This window comes from Prosthecobacter dejongeii (genome assembly GCF_014203045.1).
Lineage (GTDB): Bacteria > Verrucomicrobiota > Verrucomicrobiia > Verrucomicrobiales > Verrucomicrobiaceae > Prosthecobacter > Prosthecobacter dejongeii.
This window is the reverse complement of record NZ_JACHIF010000011.1, coordinates 232,466-258,956: the sequence shown is the minus strand read 5'-3', so window position 1 is coordinate 258,956 and position 26,491 is coordinate 232,466. Positions and strand designations below refer to the sequence as shown.

Genomic DNA, 26,491 nt, shown 5'->3' with positions numbered 1-26,491 from the left:
GCATCTAAGCGCCAAGCCCATCCCAAGATTAATTTTCCCTGAAGGATCGTGGAAGACTACCACGTTGATAGGTCTCGGGTGCAAGCGCAGTAATGTGTTCAGCTTAGAGATACTAATCATCCGTTTGTCTTACATTGCTTCCATTTCAAATCAGACACACCGTCTGGCTTACCGAAATTGTTTTTACCCCTGTATGCAGTTGTCAGGGAACTTCAAAAAGTTCCTTGCCCTCAGACACACTGATCAGACGAAGATCTGGTCAGCAGTCTGGTGGTCATGGCACAGTGGCACCACCCGTTCCCATTCCGAACACGGAAGTGAAACGCTGTTGCGCCGATGATAGTTGGGCGATAGGCCCTGCGAAAGTAGGTCGCCGCCAGTTTATAAACCCCCCTCTTCAGCAATGAAGAAGGGGGTTTTTTTGCTCTCGTGTCTCGTGAAATCCCAAAGACTCGCCTCTGAAGGATAGCACACCCTCGAAAGAGAGATTACCCAGTGGTGACTTCGATAGGATTTTAGCATCAACTGCGCCGGACTAGCCCGCCTGTCGATAGGGCTTCATTTCCGTCCGCGCTCAAAGTTACGACTCTTCTATTAAGGCAATGATTAAGACTTGAGTGATCATTTTGAGATCACCTCTAGCCCGCTAGTTAATAGCGCCGTCCAAGAAAGACGCAGAGCACACGTGCGTCTGTGGCAGTTTCATTGAAGAGCCGATGATTGGTCTCTGCGTCAAAATACAGGCTATCGCCAGCTTCCAGTTGGTAGGTCTCTTGATCGAACTCAAAGGCGACTTTACCTTCCAGCACGATCAAAAATTCTTCTCCTTCATGAGGCATGGCCTCGACTCGCCCCCCATGTGCGGGAATACGCAGTTCAAATGGGTCCATGGCGCGGTCCGCCCGCCGATGTGCCAGGGATTCATAGTCAATGTTGGACTGGGTGCGGTCGCGTTCGATCAACTTCCTTTCATCTCGTCGCACGATACTGATACGAGGTCGGGCATCTAGACCATCCAATAAGACGGAGAGCTTCACCCCGAGCGCTTCACTGAGTTTAGCGAGAGTCGGCAGGGTGGGGGTCACTCGAAAGTTTTCCACCTTGGAAAGAATGCCTTTGCCGACTCCAGACGCAGCGGCAACTTCATCCAACGTGAGGCCTTTATCGAGGCGGGTTTGCCGCAGCCGTTGAGCGAGTTCGACCAGGTTCATGACTTGGGCGGGGTTGCTTTTTCGCCGCCTATCATTACATCCACCTGCTGGCCTACATAGAGCTGTTTTCCCTCAGGGATTGAGAGTTCATAGATGACTTGCAGGACTCGGGTATCCACGCGTTCCGTGCTCGCTCCCGTCAGGGATTGTTTGGGAATAACGAACGGCTCAATCCGAACAAATTTCAGAGGTAAGGCTGATTTCGAATCACCTTTCACATAAGCGACTGCATCTTCATCCTTGCGGACCTGCGTGGCATTCTGTTCATCCACATCGGCACGGATTTGCAGCTTGTCCAAATCACCGAGGATCATGGCAGCCAAGCGATTTTGAATGGAGGCGAACTCTCCTTCACGGATGTTCACTTGAAGGATGGTGCCAGGGCGGGGGGCTCGGATGGTGAGGCGCTCGATGAGCATTTGAATCTGTTTTACATCCGCCTGGGCGGCTGCGAGCTGCGCTTCGGCGGAGCCTACCTGTGCCTGGGCGACCGTGAGGTCATTGCTACGGTTCCTCACGTCATCCTGACTCACGGCACGCTGATCTGTAATGGATTTGAGGCGATCCAGATTGTCCTGAACCTTGAGCTTCTGGGCCAGCGCAACATCGAGCTGGGCCTGATTGACCGCGATTGAGGCCTGGGCCTGGATCAGTTGTGCCTGCAGTTCGCGGTCATCTAGTTGCAGCAAAGCATCGCCCTTATCGACCTGCTGACTTACCTTCACCAGGACCTTCGTCACCAATCCCGCGATGGGGGTACCAATGGCTACATTTTCTTCACGGGCCTCAATGATGCCGGTAGCAGCCAAGCGTGTGCCCACTGGCTTTTCGGGAGGCTTCACGGGTGGGGGCGGGATCGCCGTCTCCTGAGCGCGGATTTGATCCAACACCTGAGTCATGCTGAACACGCCGAAAACGGCGACAGCAATGGTGCCATAACGGACGACGAGGGGGAAGATGTTCATGAAGGAAACCGGAAGCTGTCTCAGGATACGCCTCACCCTGCGCCAGGATCAAAAATCCTCAACTGGTAGGCACCTGCTTCTACATTACTACCGAAAATTATTGGCAGTTAGCATAGGGCTCCCCAGATCTAAATTGTCCCATTGAGTTCATGCCAACGCCTTTCAATCAAGGTGCTATAGAAGATGGGAGTCAATCCGTAACAGCCAAGAGAGTAAGCTTCATTGGTTTCCACCAACAAGGTGCGCCCATCCGTTGTCACTCCAAAGTCAATGCCGTATGCAGCCGGTGCCGCCCTATAAGCTGACACTGCGTTATCCACCACTCTGACGTCAGGGAAGACTCGAAAATCGCCTTTGTAATGTTTGAGATCCAGAATTTCTCCATCTAGCACAAAGGCACGGTATTCGGAGACAAACTCAACTACATCGGAACACACAACAGGGTATTCCGGAGGAACGTGAGCCGTTGCAATCGTATCTCTGAATTCGCGAAACACAGCCCCTGCGAATAGCTTTCGGTCTGCTGGGACGGGTTTCACGAAAATAGAAGCTCCTTCCGCGACGAGATTCCTGGCCTGCTGCATGGTTGATGCCCAGACCTTGCGCCCTGCGAACGATTCCAACACCGATGGTATAGAGGACAACTCAGGAACTGCAATACCGAGGCGGGCAAGAGCCGCCACCACGACAGGAATGCCGCCGGCGACAGGTGTGTCAGCGCTGAGTTCAAGAAGATCTATCTCGTGAAACTCAAAAAAACGCACCTCATAGCCCTTGTCACGGAATCCAAGGAATGCCGTCAATGTATTGATGTTGGTAAACTCGCCGTGATGCTTTTGGACGTATGCACGCATCCCAACGTAGCTACTCGCTGTCTGCATCAGGAGCAAACGCGGAGAGTTCAAAAGCCCGCGGTAAAATGGCCTTTCCGCTCACTTGCCTGAAAGATTCTGCTGGTTCACCGCGCCATTCTCTGCTCACCATGACTCGTTCTTTCATTGCTTCTTTTCTCCTTTTACCGTCGCTGTTGGCTGCGGCGGATTCTGCGGACGTCATCATTTATGGAGGCAGTTCGGGCGGGATCACCGCGGCGATCCAGACGGCTCGCATGGGGAAAAAGGCCATTCTTATTGAGCCTACCCAATTCCTCGGTGGGCTGACCACGGGGGGCTTGGGAGCTACGGACATTGGCAATAAAAAAGCCATTGGCGGCATGTCGCGCGAGTTTTACGCGAATGTCTTCAAATATTATAACGACGCTTCTAAGTGGAAGCAGGAAACTCGCGAAGCTTACTTTGCCCGCAAACCCCATGGCAACACGGGCAGCGAAGACACGATGTGGACATTTGAACCCCATGCTGCTTCCGAAATTTATGACGCCATGCTGAAGCCTGTGGAAGGCAGTGTGACGGTGGTGAAGGGGGAGCGTCTGGATCTCAAAAAAGGCGTGGTGAAAGAAGGGACGAAAATCACCAAAATCGTCATGGAAAGCGGCCGCGAATTCATCGGTCCTATGTTCATTGACGCTACTTACGAGGGTGATCTGATGGCCAAAGCGGGTGTGAAGTATCACGTCGGTCGTGAGGCGAACAGTGTTTACGGAGAACAACTCAATGGTGTGCAGGTGGGGCATAGCCACAGCCATCAGTTCACGAAGAATGTGGACCCGTATGTCAAACCGGGAGATCCTAGCAGTGGGCTGTTGCCTGGCATTGAAAAAGACCCAGGTGTCGAATTCAGCGGAGACCGCAAGGTGCAGGCGTACAACTTCCGCATGTGCACGACGGATGATGCGGCGAATCGACGCGATTGGGAAAAGCCTGAGAATTACGATGAGCGCTGGTTTGAGCTGGCGCTGCGTAATGTCGAAGCTGGGGACGAACGCATTTCCTGGGCACCGGGTTGGATGCCAAATCGCAAGACAGACACGAATAATAACTTTGCCATCAGCACCGATTTTATCGGTCAAAACTGGGACTATCCGGAGGCCGATTATGAAACGCGGGCGAAGATTTGGAAAGCCCATGAAGACTGGCAGAAGGGACTGATGTGGACCTATGCTCACCACCCACGTGTGCCGAAGAACATTCAGGCTGCTTTCCAAAAGCTGGGGCTGGCGAAGGATGAATTCACCGATAACGACAATTTCCCGCGCCAGCTCTACGTGCGTGAGGCCCGGCGCATGATCGGCGACTACGTGATGACGGAGAAGAACTGCAAGCGCCTGGAAGTCGTCGAGGACAGCATTGGCATGGGCGCCTACAACATGGATAGCCACCACATCCAGCGTTATGTCACGAAGGAAGGTTTTGTGAGAAACGAAGGGGATGTGCAGGTGCGCAGCCGCCCTTACCCCATCAGCTATCGCAGCATTCGTCCCAAGGCTTCTGAATGCACCAATCTGCTGGTCCCGATTTGCCTCAGCGCCAGCCACATCTCTTATGGCAGCATCCGCATGGAGCCTGTCTTCATGGTCACAGGTCAGAGCGCTGCCACGGCTGCGGTGCATGCCATTGAGCAAGGGACGACTGTCCAGGGCATTGACTATGAGAAGCTGAAGGAGCGTTTGTTGCAGGATGGCCAAATGCTGGACTTTGAGTCCCCACCGATCCCTGAGGTGAGTTCCTTCAAAAAGGCAAGTTTACCCGGGATCGTGTTGGATGATAACGATGCGGAATTGACAGGCTTTGAGACGGAAGGTCATACCACGCCCGGCTTCGTGGAGCAGGGCTATCGCCATGACAATGACGAGAATAAAGGCAAGAGCCGCGCTCGCTTTACTCCTTCACTGGTTAAAGGCGGTCGCTATCAAATCGCCATTGCTTACAGTGCGCTAGCCAACCGAGCTGCGGCTGTGCCCGTGACCATTCATCACGCGGAAGGCGAAACCAAGGTGACGCTGAATCAGAAAAAAAAGCCGGATGGCGAAAATGGATTTCAACCTGTGGGTAGCTTCACCTTTGAGGCGGGTAAATCTAGCTGGGTCGAGATCAGCAATGAAGGCACAAAAGGTCACGTCATTGTGGATGCGGTGCAGTGGTTGCCAGTGAAGTGAATGGTTAACAAAAAGGGTCAAAGAAAAGGGGCTTGTGCATCACACACAAGCCCCTTTTTCATACCCTAAAGCAGGTCACTTTAGACAGTCCAAACTCAGGCTCCTAACTGGCGTGCCCACTCGATGGCGCGTAACATGCCGGTGGCTTTGTTGACAGTCTCACGGTACTCGTAGGTCGGGTCAGAGTCTGCCACCACTCCTGCACCTGCCTGGACGTAGGCTTTGCCATCCTTCAGCACGCAGGTGCGCAGGGCGATGCACGAGTCGAGGTTGCCATCAAAGCCGAAGTAACCCACGGCACCGGCATAGGCGCAGCGTTTGCTTTTTTCGACCTCGTTGATGATGGACATGGCGCGGACTTTGGGACTGCCGCTGACGGTGCCGGCGGGGAAGGTAGCCCGCATGACATCATAGGCGTCTCTGCCTTCATGAAGGCGACCGTCCACATTGCTGACGATGTGCATGACGTGGCTGTAACGTTCGATGATCATCAGGTCACTGACCTTGACGGTGCCATATTCGGCTACCCGGCCCACATCGTTACGGGCGAGGTCCACCAGCATGATGTGCTCGGCGCGCTCTTTGGGATCATTGAGCAGTTCATCTGCCAGGGCATCGTCTTCGGCGCGTGTTTTCCCCCTCCAGCGGGTGCCCGCAATGGGGCGGATATCGATGCGGCCATTGAGACATTTTACATGCACTTCCGGAGAACTGCCCACAAGCGAGAAGCCCTGCGGGAACTGAAGGCAGAACATGTAGGGGGAGGGATTCACATGGCGCAGCGCGCGATAGAGATCCAGAGGGGTGCCGGTGTAGTCGGTCTCAAATCGCTGAGAGGGCACCCCTTGGAAAATATCCCCCGCGCCGATGTATTCTTTCATCTTCAGCACCATGCCTTCATACTCCGCCTGGGTAGTATTGCTGACAGGGGCGGGCATTTGCTCCGAGGTGACGGGTGCGATGGTCTGCAGTGGCTTTACCGCGAGCGGCTGGGAGAGCTTCTCCATGAGCGTCGCAATCTGCTGCTGGGCCCAGGTGTAGGCCTCCTCTAGACTGGTGTGTTCATCGGTGTGGACATTGGCCACCAGCGACATGCGGCGGGTGCGATGGTCGAAAATGATGACGGTGTCTGTGATCATGTACACCATCTCGGGTAGGCCCAGTTCATCCTTGGGCGGTGGGGCCAGGGTGGGCTCGAAAAAGCGCACCATGTCGTAGCCTAGGTAACCGACTGCACCCCCGTGGAAAACGGGGATAGGGTGGGACTCTAGAGGCTGGAAGGGGGCCATGAGTTTTTTCAGCTCTTCCAGGGGATCCGTGTTGGTGGTGTAGGTGCGGACCTTGCCTCGTTCTTCGATTTCGATCTCTTTGCCTCTGGCGGTGAAGATCATGCGGGGAGAACTACCGAGCAGGCTGTAACGGCCTGAATGTTGGGTAAGCTCGGCAGATTCCAGCAGGAAGCCGCAGCGGCCATCGTGGATCTTTTGGAACGCGGACAGCGGGGTCTCGTAATCGGCCGTCAGTTCTGCGACCACTGGCACAAGGTTGCCCTTCTGTGCGAGCGTGCGAAAGGTGGTCAGATCAGGCTGGAGATGCGGGGCAGACATGGCGGGAGAGAGGGCGGCCACCATAAAGAAGCCGTGTGGCCCTGCAACCGCCTTTCCCTATAGGATGTGGGGACGGGGCGCTTACTTTTTCACCTCAATGCCGAAGAGCGGGAGAGATTTTTGGACGGATTTAGTCACGCCCCAAGAGAGAGGAATCACAACGACGAGCCAGATGAGGATAGCTTTCATGGGGCAATCAGGCGATGGTTTTGACGTGATGTTTAGCATCCACCGGACGGACGAGTAGGTTTGCCAAGAGGCCGACCGTGAGCAGGCCAATCATCAGGTGAAAAATGGAATTGTAAGCCTGCTCTGGAGGCATGGTTTTTTTGTTGGCGACGGAGAGACGGTCCACCAGTTGAGGCCCGATGATGGCGGCCATGGACCAAGCAGTAATGAGTCGGCCATGGATGGCTCCGACTTGGTAGCTGCCAAAGAGATCTCGCAAGTAGGCTGGGATGGTGGCGAATCCGCCGCCATACATGGTGAGGATAAGCCCGGTGGCGATGACGAAGAGAGTCACACTGCCCTGGCCCTGAGTCCATGGCACGCTGAGGTAAAGCCCGGCTCCGAGAATGAAATAGATGCAGTAGATGCCCTTCCGCCCGATGATGTCCGACATGGAGGACCAAAAGAAGCGGCCCGCTAAATTGCAGAGTGACAGCAGACCGACGTAACCTGCCGCAGCGGCGGGAGTGACTTTGAACATGTCCTGAATCATCGGCGAGGCCTGGCCGAGAATGCCGATGCCTGCGCTAACATTCATGCAAAGCACGACCCAAAGAAGCCAAAACTGAGGCGTCTTCCAGGCCGTATCCACGGCCACACTGGCAGTGGTCACCAGCTTGTCAGTTTGGGCTTTAGGCACCCAACCTTGCGGTTTCCAGCCCTCTGGCGGCACACGAACGATGAAGGCTCCAAAAAGCATCATGACTGCATAAAGCCCTGCCATGATTAAGAAAGCCTCCATAGCCCCGACCGAAGTGGGGGAGGTGAATCGGGCCATCAACTCCTCTGCCAAGGGCCCGCCAATGAGAGCCCCGCCCCCAAAACCCATGATAGCCATCCCTGTGGCCATTCCGGGCCGATCAGGAAACCATTTCATGAGGGTGGATACGGGCGCAATGTAGCCTAGCCCGAGGCCAATGCCGCCGATGATGCCATACCCAGCATAGAGCAACCAAAGTTGATGAAATTTGACCGATAAGGCCGCGAGTATCAGGCCACTACAAAAGCAGATCATGCTGGCGACCATCGTTTTCCGTGGGCCGCTGCGCTCCACCCATTTGCCAAAGACTGCCGCAGATAGGCCTAGTAGAGCAAGGGCGATGGAATAGGCCACTCCGACATCGGCCTCGGTCCAGTCGCCGGCCCCAGGAACTGTGATGCCCAGGACTTTGGCTAGTGGTTTCTTAAATACACTGAAGCCGTACACTTGGCCGATGCACATGTGTACAGCGATAGCGGCGGGAGGAACAAGCCAGCGGGAGAAACCCGGGCCGGCGATGGTGGCGTCGCGGGAGAGGAAGGACATGCGCTGCCTGTTCTAGCGGGGCGCATCCCTCCCTGGCAAGAAGATTATCTTGCTGCCGAGCGTCACTATTTCGCCTTCTTGGTCGCCGCCTTTTTAGCCGTGGCTTTTTTGGCTGGGGGGGTTGCCTGTGGAGTAGGGGAGACCGCTTTTTTAGCCTTTGGAGCTGGCGGCTCAGCGAGGGGGAGGCTGGCAGCCCAATCATTCACATGTACCCAGTCTTCAGACCTTTCTTCACGCACGTAGTCGCTATCTGCGAGGAGGCCGCGATTGTAAAAGCTGAGCATTTCAGCTGTTGGGAAGGGGCCAAATTCAACAAAGGAGCGGCTGAGGTAGAGAGCGTCTTTCATAGATGTCTGATTAGGTGTCGTTTGAGGGTATCACTTGGAAACCTTCGGGTTAAACACTCAAGCAACTTCCTTGCCACGTTGCTGCCCTAGGTCGGCTGGTTGTTACAACCATGCAATGCGCATTTTTGGCATCTCACACTAGGCAAAATGCAATCACCTTTTGTTGAGTGTTGGTTCGTTAGGGGGTGATCATCATCCAGCGGGTGATTTCCATTTTGGAAGCTAGTTCCACCACGCGGATTTCCCAGGTGCCGGGGTCTTCATTCGAGGCGATATCAAGTGGCAGGGTCACTAGGCCGTTTTCTGCGGCGTAAAAGCCACTGCCTTCAGCGGGTTTGCCGTTGGCATCGCGTACTTCGATCTGTAGGGGGACCACAGCTTTGAGCGGAGATTCCTGGGTGGTCGTGAGGGTGACGTGCAACTCTGCTCTATGACCGCGTTTGGCGCTCACAGGCAGGTCGGCTTGGAGCTTTAGCAAAGGCTTAGGGAGGATCATATACAGGTGCCCTGCACAAGGGCCGAGATCCACCTTCCAGTGAAGCTTGCCAGTGGAATCCCGCTGCGGGATGATGAGGCTGCCACGTGTAAGATCATAGATACTGGCGCTGTCTTGGTGCAGCGTGATCGTGGCTTGGGTGGGCAGACCATTTTCTAAAACGAGACCATGCTGGCCCACGTAGGTGCCAGCCTCGCGGCGATCATTGATGGCAAAAAGATAGAGTGCTTCGCCAAACCGACGCGTGCGCAGGATGATTTCAGGACTATCTGCCGTAACCTTGGGCTGGAGGCCGAGCGCGGTGACTTGAGGCCCCAAGGTGGCTGCCAGAGAGAGCAGCTTGGCTTTGTCTCCCGCTGCATTTTTTTCCCGCTTGTAGCTGGGTAAGACGAAATCGGCTTTCAGGGCTGGGCACAGAAATTCATCCCCGATGATCTTGCCTCCTTTCTTCTGCCATTCCTGGATACGTTTGACGGCCGATTCAGTCAGGACATCGCACTCTGGCATGACCAGGATTTTGCGGCCGCTGAGACCGTTCTTCAAAAGCGTTTCTTCAAACAAAACATCCGTCCTCACATGGGCATGTTGCAAAGCCATCCAGACATCGGCCGACCAGCCGTTGTTAGATCCGTAACCACCACGGCGGGCGAACATCTGGGCGGTGAAGCTTTCAAAAAAAGCCACCTCGGCGCGTTCGTCTGGCAGACTCATCAGCGTGGGACCCAGGGGGCGGATGATATCATGGATCAGCTCTTTTAGGACGTGGACAGTATTGGGATTGGTGTAGCGATAGCCTCCGGGGCTGTCCGTCTGGACCAAAGACTGCCAACCGTGGTACATGATGCCTTCGACGGGGCGTGAGATCATGGTCCAAAAAGCTTCCTTCAGATGCATGGGGGCGATGGTGATGTAGGCGGCTTCGGGATCATGGTCTTCCCAGGCGACGCTTTCCCGCGGTTGGCCCATTTTGATGGGGGCTGTCTGGCTGCGATACCAGATGAGCTGGGTCATTTTCATCACCCGCTGGCGGCGGCCACTGGCCTCACTCATGGCTAGCAGTTGATCCGTGCAAAGGCCGATGCGTTGAGGATCTGGGTAGGTGTAGGTCCAGTGAGAAAGCACATCCACCGTGCCACCTGCGCCACTGATGCTGGGCTGGCGTACAGCAGGATCAAAGAACGTCCAGTGGTCGCGATGCACGCTGCTTTTGATGCCTTTGTTGAGGGCGCTGTGCAGGCCATTCCAGCCATCGCCCACGGTCCAAAACCAGCGGTAGTATTTGAGCAGGGGATGATCATCGGGGATCACGCGATTGGCTGGGAAATCCTTCAGCTTCGTCCAGTCCACTCCGCTACGCAGATTCACCTCGGCAGGAATATCCGCTTGAGCAAACTGGCGGTAGTTTGCGCGGTCCACGGCATTGAAGGAGGGGCGGGAGGCATCGCGTACTTCGGTATTGATCAAGGTCGCCGCGAAAGCGGGATGTTGGCCATAGGCGCGTGAGATGCTGCGGCCTAGCTTTTCAAAAAACGGCACCAGATCTGGCGTGGAGGCAGCGATGGCTGGGCGCTCGTAAGGCTTGCCCGTGCGGTCCACCTGCAGGAGTTCCGGTTTGGTCTCTAGCCAGTGTCCGGGGGATAAACTGGCGACAACTTTCAAGCCCTGCGCAAGGGCTTCATCGAGAGTTCGGCGTTGCCTGTCTATTTCTTCAGGAGCTCCAGGCGGAGGGGTCTTTTGATTGTCCATTCGGGTGGCCCAGATTTCCTCAAGTGCGGAGGCGCGCAGGCCGATGAAGTGGGTGAAGCCGATGTCCTTCAGTCGCGTCATTTCCTCGGGGCCAGCTCCCCACATTACCACAGGCATGGAGGGAGCAGGGCGGGGGATGATCTCAAAGCTCTCCGTCACATCGGTGAAGGCTGTGCCCGCCTGTAGCCGGGCTTGCAGCGTGTATTTGCCTGCCTTCAGGCCGGTGTTGATGGCAAAGCGTATCGTGTGTTCCGCACCCGCTCGAAGTTCGGGCAGGGGGTAGTTTTGTTTTTGATCGCCAAAAGTGACTTCTAAGAGTGCCCCGGTCACGTTCTCCTTCCGCAGATTTTTGCAGCGGAGAAGCACAGGTTCACTGGCCTCCATCCGCTGCCAGACATGGCGTGTACTGGAGAGGGTGAGGGCGAGAGATTCAAACTGACGCGCGCCTTCGCAAAGCCGCACTTCATCCATGAAACCGGGGAAGCCCGCGTAATTGCTGCCCACCCGATCTCCCAGATGCAAAGGTTTGGTGCCTGCGACCACTCCAGTATAACCAGGTTTCGTCACACGATTGAGGAGGCAACCGTTTCGATAAAAAGTAACGGTGCCAGCGGCATCATAGGTGAAGGCCACGTGCTGCCAATCTGTAGGTAGAGCGAGAGGCTGTGAATGAAATGTTTCTGAAGTCATGCCGAAACCGAGAGTGACGATCAAGTGGCGAAGTCCCGCTTTGTCAGGTTCAGAAATTTGCCAGGCATAGTCGGTGTGGTTATCCGGAACATAACGTTTGTCCAGCAGGTAGCAGCGCCCGGTTTTGGCGAAGTCGGCCTTGGGCTTTATCCACATCTCTATCGTGAACGGGCCCGAGGGACTCAGTGGGGCAGTGCCTGTAACACGAAGCGAGTGGGCCTTGTCAGAAACGGGGAAACCGGGAAAGGACTCAAATCCTAGCCCATGCCGTCCTTCGGCGCGGAGGGCAGCGCCATGGGCCACGAGTTCATGGCCTTTGCCAGAACTGTCTTTCAGCTCCGCACCGTCATCGAATTTCCAATATCCTAGCACTTGCTTGCCTTGAGCCTCATCGCCTGTGTAACCGCTCTCCCAGGTTTCTTGGAGAGCAATGACAGGGAGGGCCGCAAACAAAAGGGCTGGTATGAGCAGTCGGTGCATGGTCAAGCACACAATACCCGGTTAAAAGAGAGGATGTTGCGGGCAGGTGTGGCTTTGCCATCACTTGGCAGGATACTTTATGAGGAAGAGGGCCCTCGGTGTGAAACTCGGGCGAGTGAGTGGCGTTCCTTTAGGTAGGGGGGAATGGCCACTCTGCCCCCATTGAGTGATGACCTTCAATACCCCCTAGAGATTCAAGCGGAAGAGATGTAAACAGTTTACGATCACCCATGGAAAAAACGGAGGCCACCACCTTTCAGACCACTCGCTGGTCCATGGTGAGACGTGCGGGGGATGAGGAAGATCCTCAGGCTTCGGAGTCACTGGCTCAGCTATGTCAGCTCTACTGGAGACCGCTCTTTGTTTATTGTTACGGCACTGGGCGCAACCGGGCGGATGCGGAAGACCTGACGCAAGGTTACTTTACCCAGTTGCTGGCGCGGGATTCTTTGAGGTTGGCAGACCCCATGCGTGGGAAGTTTCGCACTTTCCTGCTGACCTCGTTTAAAAATTATCTCACAGATGTGCATCGCCAAGGCCAGGCTGCTAAGAGAGGCCGTGGAGCTACCCATGTGCCCTTTGAGCTGGATCTATCCGAAGGTTATCTCATTGAACATGCAACGGAGGCGGAACCCGAACTTGCTTATGATCGCCAATGGGCGCGTGATCTGGTGCAGAGGGCTACCGCCCGACTGCGAGAAGAATACACTGCTAGTGGGAAAGGGGAGTGGTTTGAAAACGTGGCAGGTGAAAAAGCAGGGGCCTGTGGCTATCTGGAGTTGGCCGCGCGTTTTGGCAGCACGGAGGATGCCGTGAAAAGCTTTGCCCTCCGGGTTCGAAAACGTTTTCGCATGCTTTTGGAGAGGGAGATTGCAGATACGGTGGCCTCCCCAGATGAAGTCCAGTCGGAGATGGCCTACTTGGCGGAGCTTCTCAGAGGTTAATCCGACACCTGCCCGCGCCCTCTTCGTACATGAGCATTGTGCTAGATTCTCCTTCCACTTCTTGCCCAGACTGCGGGGCCATTCTGCCTGCTGGTTCGGGCGCTCTCCTCTGCCCGGTTTGCGTACTGCTGGAGGATGCGGAGGAATTGCCGCCTTTACCGAGTTATACGTTGTTAGGTGAAATCGCCCGTGGTGGCATGGGCGTGGTGTATCGGGCGCGGCAGGAAAGACTGAGGAGAGTGGTGGCGGTGAAGATTCTCCCAGGTGCTGCCTTTTCGTCGCAAGAGTTTCGGCAGCGTTTCCAACGTGAGGCCGAGACGGCAGCCAGTCTGAATCATCCCAATATCGTGGCGATCCACGAAATCGGTGAATTGTTAGGCCAGCCTTTCATTGCGATGGAGTTGGTCGAGGGGCTTTCTCTGGGGGAACGGTTGCAGAGGGATAGACTCACTCCAGAGTTTTCCGCTCACATCATCAGGCAGGTGGCGCGAGCGGTGGCACATGCCCATGAGAGAGGGGTGATTCACCGAGACTTGAAGCCTTCGAACATCTTATTGAGGGATGAGATGGAGCCTATGTTGACCGATTTTGGGTTGGCGCGTTTTACTCAAACGGGGCATACGCTCACGCGCAGTGCCCAGAGCCTGGGTTCACCAGGTTACCTGCCTCCTGAACGCGTGGGTCTTCATGAAGGATCTCCCGCGATGGCTGAAGATGTGTATGGACTGGGGGCCGTGCTCTACCATTGCCTCACCGGGAGACCTCCTTTCGTGGCCGATTCCGTGGCGGCTCTGCTGGCGGCGACCGAGATGCAAGAGCCAGTGGCCCCGCGCTTGCTCAATCCTTCGATCCCGCTGGATTTGCAGACCATTTGCCTGCGCTGTTTAGAAAAAAAACCTGCTTCTCGTTATGCCAGTGCGCAGGAAGTGGCGGATGAGCTAGATCGTTTTCTTCGAGGCGATTCCATCCTCGCGCGGCCCGTTAGCACCTGGGCGCGAGTTTTTCGTCGGGCGCAAAGACAGCCTGTTTTAGCGGCATTAAGTGTCGCTTTGGTTCTAGCGATCATTGCTGGCACCTTGGGCTCCGTCCTTGGTTGGCAGCACGCAGCGCGGGAGGCCGAAGCTCGGCGTGTGGAGCTTTATTCTAGCAACATTGCAGCAGCGGCAGGGGCGATGAATGCGGGGTTGCCTGCTCAAGCGCGCAGCCTTCTTCGGGATTCTGTGCCGGAATTAGGTGAGCGTGATTTACGCGGCCCCGAATGGCACTTGCTACAGCATTTGATGAACCCGCAGGAGTTGTTTTCTATTTCAGCTCATGGCCATATTCTCACCACGCTGGACTGGAGCCCGAGTGGTCAATGGCTGCTGAGTGGTGCCCATGAGGGATCCCTAAAGTTGTGGCGTCTGGATAAAGCCGGGCGGCTGAAAATGGAACAGCAGATTTTGGCTCCCGGTAAGCCGCGATTGAATCAGGTGAAATGGCTGGATGAAGAGTCATTTATATGTGCCGAATCAAATGGTGTCATTCGTCTGCGCAAGCTCGGGCAGGACCAACCGATTTGGGAGATCAAAGGCGTACAGTTCTCGCTGGCCAAACAAGCAGGTTTACTCGCAGTGAGTTCACGAGGGCCTTTTTATTATGAGCCGGCGGGTGAAATCACTCTTTGGAAGTTGGGCGAAGGGGCTCCCTCCCCATGGAAAACGCTGCCTCAGCCAGGGCGAGTTCTGGCGTTATCTCGTGAGGGAGATCGGTTGGCTTTTTCCAGACCCCATGTGGGGCGTGCTGACATGGAAAGCGGTCTTTGGTTAGTGAACTTGAAAAACGATCATGAGCCTCCTCGACTGCTACCCACGCCAGGCCCGGTTTGGTCACTGCAATTTGCGCCTGATGGTCTGAGCTTGGCTGTGTCCTTATTTCAAGGTGGGGCAGACGTGATTCGATTTTCCATGCCTGGTGCAGAGCGGCTGCCGTCTTTAAAGGGGCATTCCTTAAGGCCTTGGTCGGTGACGTTTTCAGCCGACTCGCAAATGCAGATCACGACCTCCTCTGACCGCTCGATTCGCGCTTGGAAAGACGGGCGAGAGGTCGCACAGCTCTCTGCTGCACATGAAAATGAAATCTGGTGTGCAGCCCTGCATCCCCAAGGCCAATACTTGGCTACAGGGGATAAGGATGGCGTTCTGAAAGTCTTTGGTTTTCCCTTGGCCGGGGATCGCCTGGCGGCCCTGGCTCGTTACGCCCACTCGCGTTATGAGCCTTTGATCTTTACCCCAGATTCAAAAGCGATTTGTTTGGCTCAAGGCCAACAAACGATGCAACAAAGCTTTCTCAAGGAAGCCTCGAAAAAGTTAGTGCTGCCCGCCCCATCGGTTGGTTATGATGATCAAGGTCAGCTATGGGGCTGGAATCGCAATAAGGGGGTTTTGAGCCGAGAAGATGGCGAGCTTTCATGGTCGTTGGGGGCTGCAGGAAGCACTTTTCTCAAAACAGGATTCAGTTACAATGGAGCGTATTTTTATAGCCTTCAGGTCCCAGGCCATGTGGTGAGGCTCGAGATCCAAAGTGGCCGGCGGGAAGTTGTACCCCAGCTACTTACGCAGCCTTTGTCAGGTGAGTCCGAGGTCAAAGCCGCGAAGCTGTCGCCAGATGGGCGCTACTTTGCGGTCGCTTCATGGCAGGAGCTGGCTCTGCATGATTTTAAGACAAATCGGACCCAGCGTTTTTCCAATGATCCGCATTGGGCACGTGATATTGCGTTTTCTCCCGATGGCGAGTGGATGGCGACTGCGGGTATCAATGGTCATATCCACTTGCGGCATCTGCCCCAAGGGCAGCTCAAGGCGGTGCTGAGAGGTCACATCGAAGAGGTTTCTGGCGTGGCTTTTTCACCCGATGGGCAAACGTTGGTGTCTTCAGAAATTGGGCTAGGGCTGCGTTTTTGGCGGATGGATACGCGGCGAGAGGTGTTTTATCTGCGACTCGAAAAGACAACTGAGGCACTGCGTTTTTCCCCTGATGGACGGTGGTTAGCGGTGGGCCTCTGCGAGGCTGAAGCAGCCCCCGAAACCGGGCAGGTTCTGCTGCTGCCAGTAGCGTCTTCTCCTGAGCCGTAGATTTTTTTCTGCCTCGCGCCACCTCAGATCCAGAGTGCCGTAGAGGAGGAGTGGACTCATTCCACTTCATGAAAATCTCTTCTCTTATCTTAGGCGCTCTCGCGCTCATCTGCTTGGGCCGTCCAGCATTGGCGGTGCCCCCGGTCAATGATAACTTTGCCGCTGCCACTGTTCCGATTTTGGGTGTTACCTCCATTAGCACGACCGTCGAAGCGACGGTGGAGGCAGGGGAGCCGGGGCACCGTCGTTTTGGCGTGCTGCCCATGCGTACGGTGTGGTATCGTTACACGCCCGACTTCAATGGTTACATGCAAGCCGATACCACAGGCAGTGCAGGGGATACCAGCCTGGCCGTTTATCGCGGTACTGCCCTGACGAAGCTGACACTGGTAGCCAAGAATGATGATAACGAAGGCACGACTCGCGCTAAACTGCGACTGGCTGTGACCAAGGGCACCCCCTACTACTTTGTGGTAGATACCTTTGCCGAGAGGGACATTCAGTTCTTGCTGACTCCTCTGATTCAATTCCAGTCGGTTTCCTTCGAGTCTGCGCTGGCAGTGAGTGTGGACTTTCAAGACCCCACGATGGAAGACTACGGCAAGGTCATCTTCACCTTAACGGACAAAGGTGCGGTGAGTGGCAAATTGATGATGGGGATGAAAACCTATCCCTTTGTCTCTGCGGTATCGCCAAGTTTGGCTGTATCCGTTTCAGTACCTCGTTTGGGCCAGTTGCCCGTGAATGTGGTCATGCAACTGGAGGTGACTGGCAATGGCAGTTTGAAACCCCGGGCGGGTCTCCTTGCTAGCGTGGGAGATAAGTCTGTCGTGACTTTTGCCAGCCTAGCTCCTGTTTTCACCAAGGTGTCTCCTTGTCCGCGCACGGGGATGTACAATTATGTGATCGATGATGATGTAGGTTTTGGATACAGCATCTGCAAACTCACCATCAGCCCGACAGGGCTTTGCACGGGCAAAGGGTGGTTAGGAGAAGGGACGCCTTTTGTTTTTTCCACTCGCCTGCTCAATGACAGCAATGGACCGGACCAGACGCTAACCAACAACGGGAGTTTTTGCCACCACAGCTACATGGGTGGGACGAAGAGCCAGCTCACTGCGACGGCCAGCCTGCTTTCGAACTTTAGCATTTTTTCGGGTCGGGTGGAAACGGTGCTGGCGGGAAAGGCGGATTTTTTCCGTCAACCAGCGGCAAAATTAGGGGCTAAGTATCTGTCTCTAGGCTGTGAGTCCCATGCAATGCGGATCGGTGGTCGTGACTACTTTGTGCCACCTGCGGGAAATCGGGTGGACGCTGCTTTCAATGGCAATGCTGGTGCGGTGAATGGTAACACGCAGGCGGATGGGGTGAACATTCCCACGAACTTGACTCTGACGACGGACAATCTGCTTGAACCGCTGGGGCTTAACCTCACTCGTTACTTCGTCAAAGTGGATGTCAAAACGGGGATGGTGACGGGCATCGCAGATGGGTTGGATGTGGCGATTCCTAATGGTGCGACGAATAAAAACATCTACCCAGTGAGAGGAATTTTGATCCCCTCGCGTTCAAGTGGTGGATTTGCCCCTGGCTTTTACGGGCATGTCATAGGTCCTAAAGATGCAGGGCCATTCACCCTGCTCCCTGCTCCTTGAGGTCTTACGAGACGGTGTCCTCACCACGCCCGCAGCCAAAGGCTGAGTGGGCGTGGTGAAAGCTGGCCAGGGTTTCTGGTTTCTTGCAGGGCGAGAATCCTGGTGAAGGGTGGATTTACAGTTGCTGGGTCAGGTAGCCCTGGGCAACCTGGGACAGGTTTTGCACGCACGCTCGGGTCTGCATGCTGAGACTGAAGAGACCCTTTCACTGTCTTTTTCTGACATGTGATTGCGTTTTGTGATAAAAGAACTCATCGCTTTTGTTGCGAAGGTGGTCGGAGTGGGTTCACATCTCCCGTCATCATGCCACCCCCTCCAGGCATCACTCCGCCCGCCTCGGATATCGTCACCCTCAGTCTCATCTCGCACACGAATGCGGGGAAGACCACACTTGCCCGTACCCTGCTGCGTCGGGATGTGGGAGAGGTGCGAGATGCCGCCCACGTCACCCTCTTTAATGAGTCCTACACTTTGTTAGAAGAAGACGCACGTCTGCTACGGCTGTGGGACACTCCAGGCTTTGGCGATAGTGCGCGCTTATTAAAGCGGCTGCAACGCGAGCGTAATCCGGTGTTATGGTTCCTATCTCAAACATGGGATCGCCTCACCGATAAGCCTCTGTGGTGCAGCCAGCAGGCGCTGAAAAACGTGCGTGATGAAGCCGATGTGGTGCTTTACCTCGTCAATGCTACCGAGCCTCCCGAAGTCGCTGCATATATTGCCCCAGAGATGGAGATTTTAGGTTGGACGGGTAAACCGGTGATGGTTTTGCTGAATCAAACAGGTCCCCTGGAATCGCAAGAAACCGATGAAGCGGAGATGACCGCCTGGCGTGAACATCTGAAAGGTTATGTCTTTGTCCGGGATGTTCTGCGCATGGATGCGTTCGCCCGCTGCTGGGTGCAGGAAGATCGGCTGATGGAGTCGCTCGCTCCCTTGTTAGCTGAACGTAAGGCCGATGCCTTCAAGCACCTGAAGCGTGCCTGGCATGAGCGGAATGTGGACGTCTTTCGCCAGTCCTGCCGGGTGCTGTCCGAGCTGCTCACTGCGGCGGTATTAGATGGTGTGGCTGTGCGCAATGAAACATTGCTGGAGCGAGTGGGCATAGGCCGAACCGACCTCAATAAGGAGTATCAAGAGGCTAGAGAAAAACTAGCCACACAGTTGGCAGACCGCATCACAGCCACGACGAATGCACTCATCCGCCTGCATGGTCTAGAAGGGGAGTCCGCTCGCGCCCTGGGGGCCTTAGCCAAGGATCAGTTTCATTCACCTCAGCCTGTGCCCGAAGCCATCTGGAGCGTGGTGGGCAGTGTGGCAGGTGGGGCCATGGGCGGGCTCATAGCAGACTTGAAGATGGGTGGCATGACGTTCGGCGGTGGGGCCCTTCTTGGCGGCTTAGCCGCGGGTCTCGGTGCGTATGCCTTGATCAAGAGCTACAATCTCGTGCGAGGTGGTGATCAACGACTGCATTGGTCACGAGAGCACTTCCGTGAACAGGTGCGTTTAGCCATGCTGACTTACCTCGCCGTGGCTCACTTTGGTCGTGGTCGTGGTGAATGGCAGGAGTGTGTGGAGCCTGCTCATTGGAATCAAGTGGTGGAGCAAGTGCTGGATGAACATGGCGATGGTGTGGATCGTCTTTGGAAAGAGGGCGTGGAGAAGGGTGGGATGCCTGATGCTCTTTCCAAGTCGGCTTTGCCACTCGTTACCGATTGTCTCTCATGCACACTCGCGCGCTTGTATCCTGAGGTCACGTTTGATGCGTGAATCAGGATGCATGGGAGACATCCTGTGTTTTTAAAGAAGGCCACTCCATCTTCGAGTGATGACCTGAAACAAAGAGACCCTCCGGCATGCGGAGCCGGAGGGTCTGGTTTGCGATCCAGCAACCAACAACAGTGAGGATCGTTTGGCACGAAAGTCTTAGCTGAGGAAGCTGCAACATCGTGGCCTGCCAAGCGCAAGGCTTCGACAGACGCCGTAAGGTTAAAAAGTTTTACCCTTCCCGTCAACCCAAGGGGTTGTTTTTTGCAAAAACGTGAGGTTTTCTCATTTTTGACATCTGCTTTTGTGCGAAAAATCTGATAATTTTAGAAGAAAGGCGCTTGACAGTCCTGTGTATAAATGACTGTTCATGTGAATAAGTGCAATAAGAAAGGCGGGGTTTATCCCCTCTCAAAGGGATCCTTTCCCTGGAAAGATGCGTTAACCTTGAGTCGTTTCTTCCTCCCGCCCTACCTGTCGGTTTGTGGCCCGGCAGACTTCCGTCAGCGAAACTGATTGAAGATGTGCCGGACGCGCTGACTTTGGCGGCCCACCCCCAGCCAGGAATTTTTCACATGGTTATCCCCCGCATTCATCGCACTGCCTCGTGGTCCGCACTTGCTGCGTCCCTGCTGACTTTTTCGCTCCAGGCCAATGATTGGTCCAACTGGCGCGGCCCCCTCCAAAACGGCGTGAGTTTGGAACATTACACGGGTGCAGGCAAATTGCCCGAAACAGCCGCCTGGACTTACGATGCGCGCAGTCGCGGCACGCCTGTCATTGTGGACGGGAAGGTGATTCTTTGGGGCTATCGTGGTGAAACGAGTGATTTGATTGAGCTCTTGACCGTGCTAGACGCCAAGACTGGAAAGAAGCTCTGGGAAGTGGAAATCTCCGACTACCTGAGTGATTCCATTTACAATCGTTACTCCATCGGTGCTCCGACAGTGGACCCAGAGACGAAGCGCATCTACCTGGTCAGCAATGCTGGCGTGTTTGTATGCTATGAGATGGATGGGAAAAAGGTCTTTGAAATCCCTCTGATGGAGGATTTCGGCCGCATGACCTTCCCGAATGCTCGTGTGGGAAGTCCTGTCATCGAAGGAGATCTGGTCATCACTCACTTCATTTTCTCCAATTGGGGTGCCGATGGTCCTGCGGCTGATCGCGCTTATGCTTTTGATAAAAAAACGGGGGAACTGGTGTGGTGGGCGCTTCCGGGCGTGAGTCCGCCTGTGGATAGCTCCTTCTCCACCCCTGTACTGGAGACCCGCGATGGCAAACGTGTGATGTATTACACCACTGGTTGCGGGCATATCGTCTGCGTGAATGCCCGCAGTGGCAAAGCCTACTGGAAGATGCCCATTTGCAAAAACGGGGTCAATGCTTCGGTGGTGCTTCACAAGGGAAATAAACTCATCGCCATCCACGGTGACGAGAACATTGATAGCTCTGAAAAAGGCCGCATGGTAGCCATCAAGCTGCCTGAAACACTCACTGCGTCGACCACCCCGGAAGGCACTGTCCTAGCCGATGCGGAGCTGTGGCGTCTGCCACTGGGGGCAACGAGCAGCTCCCCCGTCGTGGTGGGTGACATGCTTTATCAGCTCACTGATGGTGGCGAGCTTTACTGCATCAATATCGAAACCGGTAAGGAGCTGTGGAAGAAAAAGCTCAGCAATGCCAACCTGCACTCCTCGGCTGTCTATGCTGACGGCCTTCTTTATTGTCCGATGATGGAAGGCAAGCTGGTGGTGGTGAAGCCGGGCGAGACGGATGCGGAAATTGTCCAAGAGATCAAACTCGATGGCCAGTGCCTGGGAGCCCCCTCCATTTGTGATGGTGTGGTTTACGTCACCACGACGGAAAAGCTCTACAGCTTCCCGATTCCTAACAGCGGCATCAAGTTGGATGCAGCCCCGGTGGTAGAAATCCCGAAAGCGGGTAAACCTGCCGCCTTGCAGATCATCCCGGCTGAAGTTGTCATCATGAACGGCAGCAAGCAGGCCTTCCGCATCCGCAGCGTGGATGCGAATGGCTTTGTCGTCAGCGAAGACGTCAAAGGCGTGAAGTGGGAATCCTTTATCCCGCCGACAGCCAAGGTAAAAGCCTCCATGGATGCCAAGTTCAACGATGCTGGCGAGCTGGTGGTGGCCGTGGATGCCAAGGAAAGTGCCGGGGCCTTCAAGGCCACAGCCGCAGATGGCAGCTTCGGAACCATCCGTGGTCGTGCGCTGAAAAACCTGCCTCTGACGGAAGATTTTGAGGCCTATAAGCTGGACCAAGATCAGCCTGCCGAAGGCGTGAAGTTTTCCTACCCGCCGCTGCCCTGGATCGGTGCGCGCTTCAAGTTCGACGTTCGCGAGCTCGAAGGAAACAAGGTGTTTGCTAAGACCTTTGACCGTCTGCTTTTCCAGCGCGGCACAGTCTTCGTCGCGCCTTCCCACCTGTCCAATTACACCATGCAGGCAGATGTGCGTACGGAAGGTAGCGCCCGTCTAAAGTCTGACATTGGTTTTATCAACCAGCGCTATCTCATCTGTCTGCGTGGCAATGCCAACAAGCTGGAAATCAGCTCCAACCCTGAGCGTTTGAAGGTGGAAGGAAACTTTAAAGTCTCTGCCAATACCTGGTACACCCTGAAGACCCGGGTGGATGTGAATGCTGACGGCAGTGGTGTGGTGCGAGGCAAGGTGTGGGAAAAAGGCCAGCCCGAGCCTGAAGCCTGGACTGTGGAGGCCAAAGTGGCCAAAGCTCACACCCAGGGCAGCCCCGGAATTTTTGGTTTTAGTCAGATGAACCAAAAGCGTGTGTTTTTGGACAATCTGAGCATCACTCCGAACAAGTAACTTTCCCTCCTGTCTCTACCCTTTCCATGAAGCTAAAACCCACCCTCCTCCTGGCGCTGTTGAGCGCTTCTGCCCTTCAGGCTGCCGACTGGTCCGAATGGGGCGGCGGCAAGAGCCGCAACATGGTGTCCGAAGAAAAAGGACTGCCCCTGGAATTCGAACCTGGGAAAAAGTTCGGTCCTAAGGCCGCGCCGAAGATTGCGGGCCGCCTGCGTCCGAATGCAGAAGAGGCCAACAAAGGGCCAGGTGCGGAAGATGTGGACATGAGCACCACCAAGAACTGCCTCTGGGTGGCCAAGCTGGGCTCCCAGACCTATGGCACGCCCATCATTGCCAATGGCAAAGTCTATGTGGGAACGAACAACGAGACTCCACGTGACCCGAAAAACATTGGTGATCGCGGCATCGTGATGTGCTTTGAAGAAAAGACGGGCAAGTTCCTTTGGCAGCTTGTTTCTCCTAAAATGGGCAGCGGCAAGGTGAATGACTGGGAGTATCTGGGCATTTGCGCTAGCCCCACCATCGTCGGCAATCGAGCTTACGTTCCTGGCAACCGCTGCCAGATCATTTGCCTGGATGTCGAAGGCATGGCCAATGGCAACGATGGCATGAAGGAAGAGGCCCAGTTCATGGCTGTGCCAGACAAAGATGGCAAGCTGACACCGGTGGAGCCTGGTCCACAAGATGCTGACATCATTTGGGTCTATGACATGTACAAGGAACTGGGAGTCTTCCAGCACAATGCCACGGCTGGTTATCCTCTGGTTATCGGGGATAAGCTCTTCGCCCCAACCTGCAACGGCGTGGACTGGACGCACACCAACATTCCTTCCCCTCAGTCCCCCAGCTTCATCATGCTGAATGCCAACGATGGCACTCTCATGGGGGAGATGGATCATGTGGCCAGTGAGCGCGTGCTGCATTGCTCCTGGTCCAGCCCGACCTACACGGAGGTCAATGGCAAGCCACAGATCGTCTTTGCTGCGGGGGACGGCTGGGTTTACTCAATGGCTCCAGAGACCGAGAAGAAGGATGATTTTGACATCCTCAAGGAATACTGGCGCTATGATGCAAACCCGCCTGAGTATCGCAAAAACGATGCAGGTGAGCCGATCAAGTACGTGGAATACGACGGCCCGAGCGAGATCATTGGAACTCCTGTGGTGTATGACGGGCTCGTTTACGTCGCCATTGGTCAGGACCCTGAGCACGGTGAAGGCGTGGGCATGCTGAGCTGCATTGACCCTAAAGGCACGGGTGATCTTTCCGGTAAAGCTCTTTGGACCTTCAAAGGGATCGAGCGCTCCATCTCCACCTGCGCCGTCAAAGATGGTCTGGTGTACATCGCCGATTACACAGGTCGCCTGTTCTGCCTGGATGCTAAGACGGGCAAGGAGTACTGGAAGTTCGATACCAAGGGCCATATCTGGGCGAGCCCGCTCGTCGCAGATGGTAAGGTTTACATTGGCAACGAAGAAGGCGAATTGTTCATCCTGGCCGAAGGCAAGGAGCTCAAGGAGCTGAAGACCATCGAATTTCCATCCCCGCTGCTAGGCGGTCTGGTAGCTGCCAATGGCTGCCTCTACGTCGCCACTCACACTCACCTGTATTGCTTCAAAGAAGGCGGCAAGCCTGTGGAAACAGGCGGTGCTGAATAAACAGGAGAAAGCTTCTCCATCTAAAGCGGGCTGGAGGGCAACCTTCAGCCCGCTTTTTTGCGTTCTGCTCAGCTCGAGAGGTTTAGCCTTTTAAAAACTTATCTTCGGGCTGCAAGAGAGTGACCTGGACTGTGTTTTCCATTCGCATGCCCAGCCTTTCTCGACGCCACTTTCTAGGAACTGCATTGGCCGCGCCTGTGATTGGTGCTTCGGCTTCCTCTTTGGCTTCACCCCGGCCATCCTCCTTTGAGTTTGTTTTTCTCACAGATCCTCACATCCAGCCCGAGCTGGGTGCTGTGGAGGGGGTAAAGCAGTGCTTCGCGAAGGTGAATGAAATGAAACCTGCCTTTGTCGTGACGGGAGGGGATCTGATCATGGATGCTCTGGCTGTGGGAGAAGCGCGGCTTCACCGGCAGTGGGAGCTGTGGGATGAGGTCATGAAGACTTTGCAGCCGACAGCCTATCACACCATTGGCAATCACGATGTGTGTGGGTGGTCCCCCAAGTCGGTTCTGAAAAACGACCATGCCGACTACGGCAAGAAGCTCTTTGCAGACCGTTATGGCACGGGCAGGACTTATCGCAGCTTTGACCACGGTGGGTGGCATTTCATCCTGCTCGACAGCATCGCTCTGGGGGAGGATGGCGGGTACAAGGGCTGGATTGATGATGCGCAGCTTGCTTGGCTACAAGGCGATCTGGAAAAGGTGGGACGGCAAACACCTATCACCCTTGTTACGCACATTCCTTTTTACAGTGTCTGGCATCAGGTGATTCAAGGACCGCAGATTACGTTAGGCCTTGGAGCTTTGGTCGGGAACGTGCGTGAGTTTCGGAAATTACTGGCAGCTTACAATCTGCGGCTGGTGCTCAGCGGTCATGGGCACATCTCCGAACGCATTCAATTCGACCAAGTGACATACTTGCAAGGTGGGGCCGTTAGCGGCATGTGGTGGAAAGGACCCGTCCATGGCAATCCTGAAGGCTTCGTCCACATCACCTGTCATCAAGATGGAAGTTTTGAGGATCGTTACATCGGGTACGACTGGGCGCCGCGTCGCTGATTCTGCGCGGTCATTGGACCTCGATGCGAGCCGTCACTGGGATGCGTTTGTTCAGCCAGGCCAGGAAGAAAAACAGCCGTAGTCGCCACCATGCGGCGAAGGGCAGGCGCGTGCAGCCTGCCAGTACGGCATTGATGGAGCACAACATCTTCAGGCGCGGATGCGGCTGGAAGAAGATCTGGGCGAAGTGGAGCCTGTAGAAATTCTCGATGAATTCCCAGTATTGGGCGATGCGGCGGCGGTTGTCTTTTTCGTAGCGCTTCATGCCTGAGGTCATCGACTGACCTTGAGTCAGGGCTTCATGCACGACCTGGGCACCTTGCTGACCGCTGGTCATGGCTAGCAGCACGCCACTGGAAAAGATGGGGTCGATGAATCCAGAGGCATCGCCAATCCGTACGACGCGGTGTGATACCAAGCGGTCATTGCGATACGAAAAATCTGTCACCACGTTCAGTGGAGTTTTAGAAATGGCATTCAAAAAGCGTTGCTGAACGACGGGCGTGTTTTTCACGGCATCGGTATAGACTGCTTCAGGCTTTTGGTTCAGCACCCTGTAGTCTTCTCGATCCATTACTAGACCAACACTGGTTTTGTTGTTCTCCAGGGGGATCATCCAAAACCAGGAGTTTTCGCGCCTAACAATGAGGATGTCACCATATTCGTCGCCCTGGGGCATGTCCAGGTTTTCAAAGTGGCCGAAGATGGCGATCTTTTTGTGTCCGGAGTAATATTCGCGCAGAGACTCTCGGTTGCCGGTGAAGTTGGTCAGGCCGCTGGCATCCATCATCATTTTGGCCGTCACCTCATGCTCGCTGCCATCGGCCGTGCGATATTTGACGGTCACGTGGCCTTCGCTCACCGCATGCTCCAGTACCAGGCTCTCCTCGCTCACCACGGCACCGCACTCACGCGAGTGCTGCAGCAAAAGGTCATCGAATTTGGACCTCTCCACCTGCACAGACTGGGGATATTCGGTGAAGGAGCCCTTTGAAAAGTCCAGCCGCACCTTGTGTGAGCCGCTGCCCATGAGAAACTGGGCTCCGCGTTTCACCATGAAGCCGGCGGCCTCGATCTTTGGCCAAACCCCCAGATCATCAAAGATCTTGCGATTGTAAGGAAGGAGAGATTCCCCCACGTGGAAGCGTGGAAACTTTGCTTTTTCTAGGACCAAAACACGCCTACTAGCCTTCGCCAGAGTGGTGGCGGCTGTGGATCCTGCAGGTCCCCCGCCGATGATGATGACATCCCATGCGGTGTCTTGAATGCGGCAGGAGGAGGCTTGAGTCATGAATGCACTTTTGGTTATC

The 26,491-nt window shown here is 55.2% G+C and carries 15 protein-coding genes, 2 rRNA genes and 1 pseudogene; 10 read left to right on the top strand and 8 right to left on the bottom strand.

Annotated features, from left to right (window positions below):
- Both HNQ64_RS21520 and rrf read left to right on the top strand, forming a co-directional pair.
- Positions 1–137: ribosomal RNA gene (locus HNQ64_RS21520) — 23S ribosomal RNA — on the top strand; the annotation flags it as partial.
- Positions 138–266: 129 nt separating this feature from the next.
- Positions 267–382: ribosomal RNA gene (gene rrf / locus HNQ64_RS21515) — 5S ribosomal RNA — on the top strand.
- Between the two features lie 268 nt (positions 383–650).
- Here rrf and HNQ64_RS21510 read toward each other — a convergent pair.
- From HNQ64_RS21510 to HNQ64_RS21500, 3 genes are all read right to left on the bottom strand, one after another.
- Positions 651–1,211: a helix-turn-helix domain-containing protein gene (locus HNQ64_RS21510; RefSeq protein WP_184212670.1), complete on the bottom strand. Its 561-nt coding sequence runs from the start codon at positions 1,209–1,211 to the stop codon at positions 651–653.
- Entirely contained in the window at positions 1,208–2,176 is a 969-nt protein-coding gene (locus HNQ64_RS21505; RefSeq protein WP_184212668.1) for an efflux RND transporter periplasmic adaptor subunit, read from the bottom strand. The genes HNQ64_RS21510 and HNQ64_RS21505 overlap by 4 nt, the downstream gene beginning before the upstream one ends.
- A 128-nt stretch (positions 2,177–2,304) precedes the next feature.
- Entirely contained in the window at positions 2,305–3,030 is a 726-nt protein-coding gene (locus tag HNQ64_RS21500; RefSeq protein WP_184212666.1) for an ATP-grasp domain-containing protein, read from the bottom strand.
- Positions 3,031–3,158: 128 nt separating this feature from the next.
- Here HNQ64_RS21500 and HNQ64_RS21495 point away from each other — a divergent pair, with 128 nt between their 5' ends.
- Positions 3,159–5,231: an FAD-dependent oxidoreductase gene (locus tag HNQ64_RS21495; protein ID WP_184212664.1), complete on the top strand. Its 2,073-nt coding sequence runs from the start codon at positions 3,159–3,161 to the stop codon at positions 5,229–5,231.
- Between the two features lie 95 nt (positions 5,232–5,326).
- Here HNQ64_RS21495 and trpE read toward each other — a convergent pair whose 3' ends face one another.
- The 4 genes and pseudogenes from trpE to HNQ64_RS21475 all read right to left on the bottom strand — a co-directional run bounded on the left by trpE (position 5,327) and on the right by HNQ64_RS21475 (position 12,131).
- On the bottom strand, positions 5,327–6,838 hold the full coding sequence (gene trpE / locus HNQ64_RS21490) for an anthranilate synthase component I (protein ID WP_184212700.1): 1,512 nt from the start codon (positions 6,836–6,838) through the stop codon (positions 5,327–5,329).
- 81 nt (positions 6,839–6,919) lie between these two features.
- Positions 6,920–8,372: pseudogene (locus HNQ64_RS21485) on the bottom strand (L-lactate MFS transporter).
- A 65-nt stretch (positions 8,373–8,437) separates the two neighbouring features.
- Positions 8,438–8,719, bottom strand: a complete 282-nt coding sequence (locus tag HNQ64_RS21480; protein ID WP_184212660.1) for a hypothetical protein — start codon at positions 8,717–8,719, stop codon at positions 8,438–8,440.
- A gap of 178 nt (positions 8,720–8,897) precedes the next feature.
- A complete protein-coding gene (locus HNQ64_RS21475; RefSeq protein ID WP_184212658.1) occupies positions 8,898–12,131 on the bottom strand; it encodes a LamG domain-containing protein in 3,234 nt (1,077 codons plus the stop codon).
- Positions 12,132–12,361: 230 nt separating this feature from the next.
- Between HNQ64_RS21475 and HNQ64_RS21470 the strand changes: the two genes are divergently transcribed.
- From HNQ64_RS21470 to HNQ64_RS21440, 7 genes are all read left to right on the top strand, one after another.
- Positions 12,362–13,075 (top strand): RNA polymerase sigma factor, encoded by a 714-nt coding sequence (locus tag HNQ64_RS21470; RefSeq protein WP_184212656.1) that lies wholly within the window; start codon positions 12,362–12,364, stop codon positions 13,073–13,075.
- A gap of 29 nt (positions 13,076–13,104) precedes the next feature.
- Positions 13,105–16,188, top strand: a complete 3,084-nt coding sequence (locus HNQ64_RS21465; RefSeq protein WP_184212654.1) for a WD40 repeat domain-containing serine/threonine protein kinase — start codon at positions 13,105–13,107, stop codon at positions 16,186–16,188.
- Between the two features lie 68 nt (positions 16,189–16,256).
- Positions 16,257–17,843: a hypothetical protein gene (locus tag HNQ64_RS21460; RefSeq protein WP_184212652.1), complete on the top strand. Its 1,587-nt coding sequence runs from the start codon at positions 16,257–16,259 to the stop codon at positions 17,841–17,843.
- 303 nt (positions 17,844–18,146) lie between these two features.
- Positions 18,147–19,613 carry a DUF3482 domain-containing protein gene (locus HNQ64_RS21455; RefSeq protein WP_184212650.1) on the top strand — a complete coding sequence of 489 codons (1,467 nt, stop codon included), beginning with the start codon at positions 18,147–18,149 and terminating at the stop codon, positions 19,611–19,613.
- 572 nt (positions 19,614–20,185) lie between these two features.
- Entirely contained in the window at positions 20,186–22,459 is a 2,274-nt protein-coding gene (locus HNQ64_RS21450) for an outer membrane protein assembly factor BamB family protein (RefSeq protein ID WP_184212648.1), read from the top strand.
- A gap of 26 nt (positions 22,460–22,485) precedes the next feature.
- The gene (locus HNQ64_RS21445) at positions 22,486–24,117 is read left to right on the top strand and encodes an outer membrane protein assembly factor BamB family protein (protein ID WP_184212646.1); all 1,632 of its coding nucleotides are present in this window, start codon (positions 22,486–22,488) and stop codon (positions 24,115–24,117) included.
- A gap of 146 nt (positions 24,118–24,263) precedes the next feature.
- On the top strand, positions 24,264–25,181 hold the full coding sequence (locus HNQ64_RS21440; protein ID WP_184212643.1) for a metallophosphoesterase family protein: 918 nt from the start codon (positions 24,264–24,266) through the stop codon (positions 25,179–25,181).
- Between the two features lie 10 nt (positions 25,182–25,191).
- Here HNQ64_RS21440 and HNQ64_RS21435 read toward each other — a convergent pair whose 3' ends face one another.
- Complete coding sequence (locus HNQ64_RS21435) at positions 25,192–26,472, bottom strand: NAD(P)/FAD-dependent oxidoreductase (protein WP_184212642.1); 1,281 nt, start codon at positions 26,470–26,472, stop codon at positions 25,192–25,194.
- Positions 26,473–26,491: the final 19 nt, after the last annotated feature.